The organism is Acidithiobacillus sp. TH-A67 (assembly GCF_057473545.1).
This window is the reverse complement of sequence record NZ_JBYCKU010000037.1, coordinates 1-11354: the sequence shown is the minus strand read 5'-3', so window position 1 is coordinate 11354 and position 11354 is coordinate 1. Positions and strand designations below refer to the sequence as shown.

Below are 11354 nucleotides of genomic sequence, written 5' to 3'. Positions count from 1 at the left end.
CCACCGTAGATCGTCCTGGAAAGTAATCCATACCCAGGAGAACCGGACATCTCTATCTTGCCCAACACCGGACATTTCTAATGTGCTTTGACAGGGCGCTGATTCTCTAATCCCGTGCTCGTGCCACGTCCCTAGTGTACATAAAAACTCTGTAGCCGGGCCTCGATGATCTTCGGGTTCTCGCCCTCGGCTACCGCCACGAGTCCTTCGATCGTCATTTCCCGTAGATAACTGCGTTCGTGGACGATCCCTTTGATTTTGTTGGATACCGGCAAAAAAAAGATATTGGCCGAGCCCACACCGTAGATGGTGGCAACGAAGGCAGTGGCGATCCCGGCGCCGAGCTTGGCCGGATCGGCAAGATTTTCCATGACGTGAATGAGTCCAAGGACGGCGCCCAGAATACCGATGGTAGGCGAGTAGCCTCCCGCAGATTCAAAGACCTTGGCTGCCTGCCGTTCTATGGCTTCCCGTGCCTCCAGCTCGACCAGCAGGGTGTCGCGAATTTTCTGCGGCTCAGTACCATCGACGAGCATTTGCAAGCCTTTGCGCAGAAAGGGATCGGCCACGCTGTCCAGGCTCCCCTCCAGGGCAAGCAGACCATTTTTTCGTGCCGTATGACTCCACTCCACCAATTGCTCGATCAAAGGTTGCGGATCAATAGCCGGCGCCTTCAGCACCCAGGGTAACATCTTGAGCGAGCGAACGAAGACCGGCAATTTGTACTGGATCATCACGGCACCTGTCGTCCCGCCAATGACTATGCAGAAGGCCGTGACTTGGATGATGGAGGCAAGATTCCCGCCGTCGAGAAACTGCCCGAACAGGATCCCACCGATGGCAACCAGCACACCAATGATGGTAAGAAAATCCATCACGCCTCCTCACCCCAGTCGATGAGCGACGAACGCAGGCGCAAGACGGCCTGGCGCAGGATCTGGGACACCCGCGACTCGGTGAGATCCAAGACCTTGCCGATCTCCCGCAAGGTCAGATCTTCCTGGTAGTAGAGCGCCATGACCAGCCGTTCCCGCTCCGGCAAACGAGTAATCGCATGCTCCAGATCGCGCTGAAAGTGCTGGGCGCTCAGAATCTCGGGGAGATCTTCGCCGTCATCGCGCAAATACTGCGCCACAAAGCTCTCATTGTCGCTGGATAAATCCTCCAGATACAGTAACTGTCCGCCGCCATCGCGCAGGGCTTCCTGATACTCTTTCAGGGTCCAACCCAGATCTTCGGCCAGTTCTTCCTCACTCGCCGCGCGTCCGAGGCGCTGCTCCAGGCGCGCCATCCCTTTGGCAATTTTCTGCTCCCGCTGGCGCGCGCGCCGAGGCAACCAGTCCTGCTCGCGTAGCTCATCCAGCATCGCCCCGCGAATACGGATCGCGGCGTAACTCTGGAATGCCGTATCGTTGGCACTGCCCTCTTTTTGCTCCAGGGCATCGAGCAGACCCATCAGACCCGCCTGTACCAGATCTCCGAGATCGACGCTGGGAGGCAGCCGCACCAGCAGCCGCTGCGCAATCCGCTGCACTAGGGGCAGGTACTCTGCCACCTGCGCGCTACGCGTTGCACTGTCGACGATGGGGTCTAGCATTCACGGATGTCCGGCGGGGCCTTCCTCGAGCAAAAGGCGGGAGGAAAACAGATTTGCTGACGTTCCCGTCATCTGGGTAGGACTCTGCCAGGCGAGGATGGAATCAGCAAGGACACGAAAGGCTTTCGCCGCGCCACTATCGGGAAAACGCAGCAGGAGCGGCTGTTGGGTGCGCACTGCGCTGCGCAGGTACTGGTCCATAGGGATCGTTCCGGCGTGCCGCAGTTGGATTTCCAGGTACTGCCGTGCGACCGCGGCAAGGCGCGAGAAGAGCTTTTCGCCCTCGGTAGCGTCACGGACCATATTGGTAACCACCGAAAAATCCCGCAAACCGTAGTCTCGGCGTAACACCTTCATGAAGGCATAAGCGTCGGTGATGGATGCCGGCTCGTTGGTGACAACGACGAGCACGTGGTCAGCGGCCCGGGAAAAGCGTAAAACGTCTGGCCCGATCCCCGCAGCAAGGTCCAGGATCAGGTAATCGTAGCTTCGCTCCAGGGCAGCAAGGGCATCGAGCAGGCCGGACTGTTGTCGGACATCCAGATTGGCCATGTCCGCGATACCGCTGGCAGCAGGCAGCACTTCGATCCCCTCAGGACCCGAAAGGATGATCTCTGCTAGGGTCTTTTCTCCGGCCAGAACATGGGCAAGGTGATAACGCGGACTCAATCCCAGGAGGACATCCACATTACCCAGCCCAAGATCGGCGTCGAAGAGGATCGTGCGCTTTCTGCGCGCCGCAAACGCCAGCGCAAGATTGACGGCGAGGTTGCTCTTGCCAACCCCGCCCTTGCCACTGGCGATCGCCAAAACCCTGGCTGCCCCGCCCTGCATCCGCCGCAATCCGTCCGCCTGATCTCCGTAGTCTTGCATCGCCATCGGTGGCTCCATTATCTCACGCTTTATGATACCGACTGTTGCCACCGGCGGCGAGGGCGCCCGTAGCCAGCCCCATAGCATCCGCGAGGAAATCCCAAGCAACGGGCTGAATATCCTCAGGGACCTTTTGCCCATGACTAAGATAGGCGAGAGGCAGTTTTCTTGCCGCCAGCCACTCCAGCACCGCGCCACAGGCGGGTGCCTCGTCGAGCTTGCTCAGTATTGCTGCCGTGAGAGAGAGCTTGGCGTAGGGCTGCAATACCTGATCGAGACTCTGCTGGGCGAGACTTGCGGGTAGCAACAGCAAACGTCGCAGATTGTCGCCCAGCGCATCGAGCCACTGCAGTTGCTCGTTGAGACGCTCGTCACGCGGGCTGAGGCCCATGGTGTCGATGAAAATCCAGCGCCTGCCCTGATGCTTCTGCAGAGCGGACAAGAGATCCTGCGGGCCGCGCAAGACCTCTACCGGCACCCCGAGGATCTTTGCGTAGATGTTCAGCTGCTCCACCCCCGCAATTCGGTAGGTATCACTGGTGAACAGGGCGACCGTCTCCGGACCATAGCGCAAGACCTGCTGCGCAGCGAGCTTGGCCACACTGGTTGTCTTGCCCGCCCCGGTCGGGCCAAGCAGCGCAATGATGCCGGCATCACCCAGGGGATCGTCCAACGCTCCGATCTGCTCCTGCAGGACATGAATCATACCTTCGCGCGCTCCCCACTCTGCCGCCGCACGGTCCAGCTGCGACAACAGCGCTGCGTGGAAACCTAGATCCTGCAAACGCGTCCGATCGAGAGCAGGAGGCGCCACACTATCAGCGACGGGCTGACGGCCCCAGCGCTTCTCGACGAGGGCACGCAATGCTTGCAATTCTTGCCGGACTGGTTCCGGTTTCTGCATTGCTCTCGTCTCTGTCTCCGTCTGATCAGTCGCGGCCTGATCAATGACCGGCTTCTGCGGCTTGGCGGTGGTGGCGGCCATCAGCTCCGACTCATCAAAATCGATGGCGGCGACGATCTCCACCCCATCGACGAGATTGCGATTGGAGAGTATGACGGCGTCTGGCCCCAGGGCCTGTCGTATTTGTGTCAGGACCTCGCGCGTCGTGCCACCTTGGAATCTGCGCATCTTCATCGTCCATTCATCCTTTCAGAGCCATCAAGCGCCTAGGGTACCGACCACTCGGATGCGCTTGTTATCGGGAATCTCGCCATAAGAAAGCACCCGCAGGCGTGGCGCCGAGCGGGCCAGGAAGCGAGCCAGGAAAGCGCGCAAGGGTCCCATGGCCAAAAGCACCGGCTGCATACCATTCGCCTCCATCTGTTGCATCAACGTCCCCGCCTTTTCCAATACCTTCTGCGCCAAGCCCGGTTCGATCTGGTCACCCTGACCATGATCGCTACTATTGCGAAGACTATCTTGCAATAACTGTTCCAGCGTTGCGTCAAGAACCGCTACCGGCAGCTCGTTCTGCCCCGCAAACAGGTTCTGCACAATGTAAGGACCAAGGGCCTGACGAACGGCGGCGGTCAAGGCGTCGACATCCTGACTCTCGGCGGCGTGTTCCGCCAAGGTTTCGACGATCGTCCGCAAGTCGCGGATCGGCACAGATTCCCGTAGCAGGTTCTGCAGGATCTTCTTGAACCTGTCGACCGAGAGGAGTTTGGGAATGACATCTTCAACCAGTTTGGGGGAACGAACGGCCAGATGGGAGAGCAGCCCCTCGACTTCCTCGCGCCCCAAGAGCTCGGCCGCCCGCTGCTGCAGCACCTGATGCAGATGGGTGGCGATCACGGTGGCTGGGTCAACAACGGTGTAGCCCAGAGCCACCGCCTTATCACGGCTCTGGGCGTCGATCCACACCGCTGGCAAGCCAAAACTCGGGTCACGGGTGGGCGTGCCCTCGAGGGGGCCGAGCACATTACCTGGGTCGATGGCGAGAAGCAGATCCGGCAGGACCTCACCGCTCGCTACCTCCACTCCACGGATAGTGATGCGATACAAGGTCGGGCGCAATTCGAGGTTATCACGCACATGTACCGCCGGCACGAGAAAGCCGAAGTCCTGCGCATATTTTTTGCGCACCCCGCGAATACGCGCCAGTAATTCGCCGCCACTTCCCTTGTCGACCAACGGAATCAGGCGGTAGCCCAGCTCCAGGCCGAGGGGGTCGACCGGTTCGACGCTATCCCAATTGACCTCCTCCGGCTCGCTTGCCGAGGGCGGCGGACTCTCCACTTCCTTGGGGCGCTGGCGCCGCCGCCACCACGCGTAGCCGCCGAGGACCAGCGCGGCACCGAGGAAGGGAATATGCGGCATACCGGGAATGAGCCCGAGCAGAGCAAAGATGATGGCTACGACGATCAGTGCCTCATCATTGCGCAGCAGTTCGCCCAGCAGTTGGCGGCCCAAGTCAGTGCCGGTATTGACGGTACTGACGACAATGCCAGCAGCGATCGAAATGACCAGGGCCGGAATCTGCGCCACGAGGGCATCGCCGATACTGAGCAGGGTATAGTCATGCGCGGCGGTGCTCAGCGACAGCCCATGCTGCCAGACGCCGATAATCAGGCCACCGATGAGGTTGATGAACAAAATCAGGATGGCAGCGATGGCATCACCACGCACGAATTTACTGGCACCATCCATAGCACCGAAGAAATCTGCCTCCTGGGCAATCTCCTGGCGTCGCCGTTGCGCCTCTTGCTGATCGATTAGGCCGGCGTTGAGGTCCGCGTCGATGGCCATTTGCTTGCCCGGCATGGCGTCCAGGGTAAAGCGGGCGCTCACTTCCGCGATACGCCCGGCACCCTTGGTAATCACCACGAAGTTGATGATGACCAGGATGGCGAAAACGATAATACCAACGGCGTAATCGCCCCCTACAACAAACTGGCCAAAAGATTCGATGACGACACCAGCGGCGCCCGTACCATTCTGCCCGTGCAGCAGAATAATCCGGGCCGCAGCGACATTCAGGGACAGGCGCAGCAGGGTCGTCAATAACAATGCCGTGGGAAAGGCAGAGAACTCCAGGGGCTTGGTCATGTAGAGACTGACCAGCAGGATGATCAGGCCCAGGCTGATGTTAAAGGTGAAAAAGATATCGAGGAGAAAGGTCGGCAGGGGAATGATCAGCATCGCCAGGATCATGATCACCAGGATTGGCGCTGCCAGGGTGTGCCAGTTGATCCGGCGCAGTAAGCGCAGAATGCCATCCATCACTTATTTCCCTCCCTGATCGAGTTCGGCCGGGACTGACCATTGCTGCGGCAGTTCGGGCATCTTCCCAGGACGGGCGACCCGTAGCTGATAGAGATAGGCCAACAGTTCGGCCACTGCCCGGTAGAGGGTGGCCGGGATCTGCTGCTCCAACTCCACGTGGTGATACAAGGCACGCGCCAAGGGTGGCGCCTCGACCAGGGGGATCCCATGCGCGCGTGCAATTTCCCGGATTTTTGCCGCCACGACATCGGCGCCCTTGGCGAGCAGGACCGGCGCAACGTCCTTACCCTCCTCGTAGCGGAGAGCTACCGCAAAGTGGGTGGGGTTGGTGACCACCACACTGGCCTTGGGTACCGCCGCCATCATGCGACGCCGCGCCATCTTCCGTTGCAGGCTACGGATCCTGCGCTTGACCTCGGGATTGCCCTCCTGCTCTTTCATCTCGTCCTTGACCTCTTGTTCGGTCATTTTGAGTTTTTCGTTGTAGGACCAAAGCTGAAATGGCACATCAAAGGCTACGATGAGCAGGGTACTGCCGGCCATGAAGACAAAGAGCAGGCCAAGCATGGCGAAGAGATGATGAATGGCAATCTGCGGGCTCTCGTGAATCAACCCTAGTAGGGCGCGACGCTGCGCGTAGACCAGGGTCACGCCAATGCCGCCAATCACCAGTGCCTTGAGCAGCGCCTTGACGAGCTCCAGCAGTGCATGCTTGGAAACCATACGTTGCAGCCCCGTCAGCGGATTGAGATGGGAAAAATCAGGCACCAAAGCCTTGCCACTGAAGTTCCAGCCCCCCAGGACCATCCCGGAAAAGAGCACGACCAGCACCAGAATCAACAAAAACGGCAGCAGCCATTCCAGGGCAAAGGTGGTCATCTGTACCAGTTGTCGCAACATGTCCCGTTCGTTCAGCATCACCGCGGGCGACAAGTGCAATCCGGCCCGCAGAAAGTCGCTACTGGCAGAGGACAAACGGGCCCCAAAAAAGTAAAACAGTGCCGCCGCTGCGAGCAAAATCGCACTGGTGGAAAGCTCGCGGGAGCGCGGCACCTGCCCTTTCCGCCGCGCCTCCTCGATACGTTTTCCAGTCGGCTGTTGGTTGCGCTCCTGCCCGCTCTCTTCGGCCATCGTTCAACCTCGCGCCGCTCGTAGCAATACCTGACCGCTGAGGTGCAAAGAGATCTGCAGCAGTTGTCGCACCAGCATCTGCATGGCCGGCATCAACAAAGCCAGGGCAATAAATCCCACGACAATCAACAACGGAAAACCGATGACAAAGAGATTGAGCTGTGGTGCCAGCTTGCTCAACACCCCCAAAGCGATATTGATCAACAACAGCGCCCCCAGCACCGGCGCCGCAATTGCCAGCCCCAGGGAAAAAACCATAGCGCCCGCCGCTGCCAGGCTGTGCCAGGCATCTGCGTGGAGAACGATCTGATCACTTACCGGAAAAATCGTGAAACTGCGATCAAGCACCACCAGCGTCAGCAATTGCCCATTCAGGGCCATGAAAAGCAACAGAACAACAAGATTCAAAAAATTGGAGAGAGTGGGGATCTCCACACCCGTCTGCGGATCAAAGAAGGTACTGAAGCCGAGCCCCATCTGCAGACTGATGACCGATCCGGCAAACTGTACTGCACTGAAAATCAGGGTCACGGCAAAGCCAATACTGACACCGATAAGGATCTGTTCGATCAGCAAGAGTAATCCCCCGCCGCTCAAAAAATCCACTGGCGGCATGGCCGGCAAGGCCGGCGCCAGCGCCACACTGAGCAGCACTGCCAGACCAACCCGTACCTGTATGGGGATTTGTGTCGCACTGAATACCGGCGCGGTGCTGAGAAAGGCCAGAATCCGCACGAAAGGCCAGAAAAAAGCGCCGATCCAGTGTTCTATCTGCAGGCTGCTGATGCTGATCATTGGCTGATCAATTGCGGAATCTGCTGAAACAGATGGGTGGTGTAGCTCATCATCAGTTGCAGCATCCACGGTCCAGCGATCACCCCCACGAGGGCAAGCACAAGGACCTTGGGGACAAAGCTCAGAGTCATTTCATTGATTTGTGTTGCTGCCTGAAAAATGCTCACCAATACCCCGACCACCAGGGCGACGCCAAGAAGGGGGAGAGACAGCCAGAGTGCAGTCCAGATCGCATGCTCAGCCACGGTAATGACACTACCCGGACTCATTTTCGCCTCCTTCCTAGTGCACGAAACTTTGTACCAAGGAACCAATGACCAGATCCCAGCCATTGACCAGAACAAACAGCATCAATTTGAAGGGAAATGACACGGTCACCGGCGATAACATCATCATTCCCAAAGACATCAATACTGCTGCCACCACCAGATCAATGATGACGAAAGGGATAAAAATTAGGAACCCGATCTGAAAGCCTGTTTTGAGTTCCGAGGTAATGAATGCCGGAATCAGCAGATCCATAGGCGTATCGTCCGGCGCGCGCAATTGCTTATGACCGGACAATTTGACAAACAATGCCAAATCATCCGGACGCGTTTGTGCCAGCATGAAAGTGCGCAGCGGGCCTTCGGAACGGTCCATCGCTTGATCCAGACTGATCTGATTATTGGCCAGCGGCTGCAAGGCCTCGGTATTCAGCTTTTGAAACACCGGCGCCATCACAAAAAAGGTCAGGAACAGCGCCAGCCCCACCATCACCTGGGAAGGTGGCATCTGGGTGGAGCCCAGGGCCTGTTTGAGCAGTGAAAGTACGATGATGATGCGGGTAAAGGCCGTCATCATGAGCAGCATCGCGGGCAAGAACACCAGCACCGACATGAAAAGCAGCGTCTGGATGCTCAGACTGTAGTCGGTACCCCCGCCGGCGGTGGGCGTCGCCGTCACCCCCGGCAGTCCCGCTGCCAGGACAGGGCTGCTTAGGAGGAAGAGCCCTCCGAAGAGGAGCCCGCTGCTGAGGAGGACCGCTTTTCCCCTGCGGATCTTGCTTGCTGATTTTGCCATTGCTCTTGCTTACGCCTCTCCATTGCTTGCCGCAGCCAGCCGGAAAAGGCCGGACTGCCGGAATCCACGGGCAGCGCTTCTGGGAGGGTATGCAGGAGGGTGATCCCGGCCGGCGTCGCTCCCAGCAGTAACTGCTGCTTGCCGACCTCCACAAGCAAGAGGCGTTCCCGCGTGCCGAGGGGGAGCGATGCCAAGATCCGCATAGGGCTACCCGAGACACCGGCAGCGCCAGGTTGCAGACGACGAAAGAGCCAGATCAAGGCTAAAAATATCAGTAATACGAGGAGTAGGGCGGCGATCAGGCGCAGGATTGCCCAAGGTGAAAAGACTGCTGGACCCGTCTGCGCAGCAAACGCAGGGAGCGGGGTGAGCAGCAGAAGAAGAAGCAGATGACGGAGTCTTGACAGTTGCAACGACGAATCCTTGACAGGGCGCGACTGCTTCAACGGAGCTTCTTCGCGCGCTCGGCGGGACTGATGATATCGGTCAGCCGGATGCCAAACTTATCATTGACCAAGACCACCTCGCCCTGGGCAATCAGATAGCCGTTCACCAGGACATCCATGGGCTCCCCGGCAAGGCGTTCCAACTCTACCACCGATCCCTGCGCCAACTGCAGGAGATTGCGGATCTGAATCTTGGTGCGCCCGAGTTCGACGGAAAGCGTGACGGGAATGTCGAGAATCATATCGAGGTTAGCGACTTTTTCCGCAGTACCTGCATCCTGCAAAGAAGGCATTGAGACCGGTGATGCTACAGCGGGATCTGTAGCCGTTTTTTTGCCAGTATCTGCCCCCTGGTCAACCGCCGCTTCGCCCGACGTAGGCGCCGCCCCAGCTTGCTCTGCCAAGGCCGCCGACCAATCTGCCATGATGTCGTCAGCAGCACTCTGACCCGAGCTATCCTTCTCGTTTTCGGCCATCTTTATTCCTCCCACGCCGCCATGGCGCTCAAGCCTTCTGCTGTTTCCGGTGTCAGGCCATGATCGAACTGAATGGCATACTTTTCACCATGCACACCGTAACGACCGGAAAACACGGGAATACCTTCCACCCGGGCCACTAGCTGTTCGGGCATATCAATCGGAATCACGTCACCGTCACGCAATTGCAGGATCTGTCCCAACGTCAAGTTTTTGCGAATGAATTCAACCTGCAAAGTTAGCTCGGCTTCCTGCAATTCGCTGTTGAGCGATTGAATCCAGCGTTTATCGACCTCCGAGCGGTCCGCCATGGTACCTGCGGTTAGCTGGTCACGCACCGGCTCTACCATCCCGTAGGGCAAACATACCTGCAGAGATCCGGAACCGGATTCGAGCTCCACATGAAACTCCGTGGTAATCACCACCTCCGTCGGGGTGGCAATATTGACAAATTGCGGATTCACTTCAGACCGCTGCAGCTCCGGCCCCAGATCGATGACCGGTTTCCATGCCGTCTTGAAGTCTTGCAGCGCCATCCCAAGAAGTTTGTTGATGATTCTGGACTCCAATGGAGTAAAGTCCCTCCCCTCGATACGCGCGTGAAAACGTCCGTCCCCACCAAAATAATTATCGATGACAGAAAATATCAGGCGTGGATCAAAGACAAAAAGACAACTGCCGCGCAAGGGCTTCAAGGAAACGATATTGATATTGCTGGGCACCACCAGACTGCGAATGAACTCACTGTATTTCACCAGCTTCACTGTACCGATGGAAATCTCGGCACTGCGACGCAGGAAATTAAATAAACTGACCCGCCACAGTCGGGCAAAACGCTCGTTCATCACCTCCAGGGTGGGCATGCGCCCCCGTACGATGCGATCCTGGTTGGCCAGATCGTAGGGACGTATTCCGCCTTCCTCTGGCACATCCTCCGGGGACAGGTCGACCTCGCCCTCATTCATACCCTGGAAGAGCGCGTCCACCTCGTCCTGACTCAAGATTTGCTGACTCATACGCGAGCGCCTACACGAAAGTGCTCAACAAGCCCTGATGCGTCATCAGCGCCCGCGGCGCGGACAGCACAGGCGCGACGGCACCCGTCGAGCCGTCATCGGCATCGCTGGCTGCGCGCTCATTGCGCCGCTCGCCCGCGCTACCTGACCAACCGGAACCCACACTTGCCTGACCGAGATTCAGGCCCATGGCGGCAAAATTTTGTTGCAGTTGCGGTACCGCTGCCGAGATCGCCGCCCGAACGTCGGCATGAGCCGATAAAAACACCGCCGAGGCCTGTCCGTTCTGCCCCAGTTCCAACTGTACCACCAGGGGGCCGAGGTGTTCTGGATGAAGGTGAATGACGGCCTGCTGCACCCCGCCCTGGGCCATCCATTGTACCCCCTGGGCAAGCGCCTGCCCCCAGGCAGGCTGCTCCTGCAGCGATGGCGAAAGCTGCACCTGCGCCGGAGCCACTGCGCTTCCTGCGAGCTGGGGCATCTGCAGGATGCCAAAAAGGGAGTTGCTGCCAGACGGGGCGCTACTCGTCAGATCTACTTTCGACTTTGCCACTTCCGCTATACCCGTCGTTGTGCCCGTCAAGGAATCCGTCGCCAGCGCCGGTCGAAATAGCTCGCTGGCAGTGGCAATATCGCTCGGAGTCGATCCCGAGGAGGCCTGATGGGAACGCAGGATGCCGTTGCTCAGTAGGTCATGGGGCAATCGACCGCTCTGCGTACTCTTGACCT

The 11354-nt window shown here is 58.6% G+C and carries 13 protein-coding genes; all 13 read right to left on the bottom strand.

Going from position 1 to position 11354, the window contains the following annotated elements:
• Window positions 1-131 precede the first annotated feature (131 nt).
• Window positions 132-875 (bottom strand): flagellar motor protein, encoded by a 744-nt coding sequence (locus AC2VNM_RS05665; protein WP_483165890.1) that lies wholly within the window; start codon window positions 873-875, stop codon window positions 132-134.
• Entirely contained in the window at window positions 875-1597 is a 723-nt protein-coding gene (fliA, locus tag AC2VNM_RS05660; protein WP_483165891.1) for an RNA polymerase sigma factor FliA, read from the bottom strand. Before fliA ends, AC2VNM_RS05665 begins: the two co-directional genes overlap by 1 nt.
• Window positions 1598-2476, bottom strand: coding sequence for a MinD/ParA family protein (locus tag AC2VNM_RS05655; protein ID WP_483165892.1), 879 nt, complete (start codon window positions 2474-2476; stop codon window positions 1598-1600).
• A gap of 16 nt (window positions 2477-2492) precedes the next feature.
• Window positions 2493-3608 carry a flagellar biosynthesis GTPase FlhF gene (gene flhF / locus AC2VNM_RS05650; protein ID WP_486913021.1) on the bottom strand — a complete coding sequence of 372 codons (1116 nt, stop codon included), beginning with the start codon at window positions 3606-3608 and terminating at the stop codon, window positions 2493-2495.
• 24 nt (window positions 3609-3632) lie between these two features.
• The gene (flhA, locus tag AC2VNM_RS05645) at window positions 3633-5696 is read right to left on the bottom strand and encodes a flagellar biosynthesis protein FlhA (protein ID WP_483165905.1); all 2064 of its coding nucleotides are present in this window, start codon (window positions 5694-5696) and stop codon (window positions 3633-3635) included.
• Between the two features lie 3 nt (window positions 5697-5699).
• Complete coding sequence (gene flhB / locus AC2VNM_RS05640) at window positions 5700-6830, bottom strand: flagellar biosynthesis protein FlhB (protein ID WP_486913020.1); 1131 nt, start codon at window positions 6828-6830, stop codon at window positions 5700-5702.
• A gap of 3 nt (window positions 6831-6833) precedes the next feature.
• The gene (gene fliR / locus AC2VNM_RS05635) at window positions 6834-7625 is read right to left on the bottom strand and encodes a flagellar biosynthetic protein FliR (protein WP_483165895.1); all 792 of its coding nucleotides are present in this window, start codon (window positions 7623-7625) and stop codon (window positions 6834-6836) included.
• Entirely contained in the window at window positions 7622-7894 is a 273-nt protein-coding gene (gene fliQ / locus AC2VNM_RS05630; RefSeq protein WP_215871950.1) for a flagellar biosynthesis protein FliQ, read from the bottom strand. Before fliQ ends, fliR begins: the two co-directional genes overlap by 4 nt.
• Before the next feature lie 13 nt (window positions 7895-7907).
• On the bottom strand, window positions 7908-8570 hold the full coding sequence (gene fliP / locus AC2VNM_RS05625; RefSeq protein ID WP_483189656.1) for a flagellar type III secretion system pore protein FliP: 663 nt from the start codon (window positions 8568-8570) through the stop codon (window positions 7908-7910).
• A 32-nt stretch (window positions 8571-8602) separates the two neighbouring features.
• Entirely contained in the window at window positions 8603-9100 is a 498-nt protein-coding gene (fliO, locus tag AC2VNM_RS05620) for a flagellar biosynthetic protein FliO (protein ID WP_483165897.1), read from the bottom strand.
• A gap of 29 nt (window positions 9101-9129) precedes the next feature.
• On the bottom strand, window positions 9130-9609 hold the full coding sequence (gene fliN / locus AC2VNM_RS05615) for a flagellar motor switch protein FliN (protein WP_483165898.1): 480 nt from the start codon (window positions 9607-9609) through the stop codon (window positions 9130-9132).
• 2 nt (window positions 9610-9611) lie between these two features.
• Window positions 9612-10625: a flagellar motor switch protein FliM gene (gene fliM / locus AC2VNM_RS05610; protein WP_483165899.1), complete on the bottom strand. Its 1014-nt coding sequence runs from the start codon at window positions 10623-10625 to the stop codon at window positions 9612-9614.
• A 10-nt stretch (window positions 10626-10635) separates the two neighbouring features.
• Window positions 10636-11354 (bottom strand): flagellar hook-length control protein FliK (locus AC2VNM_RS05605; protein ID WP_486913019.1); only part of this gene is annotated, 719 nt, incomplete at its 5' end.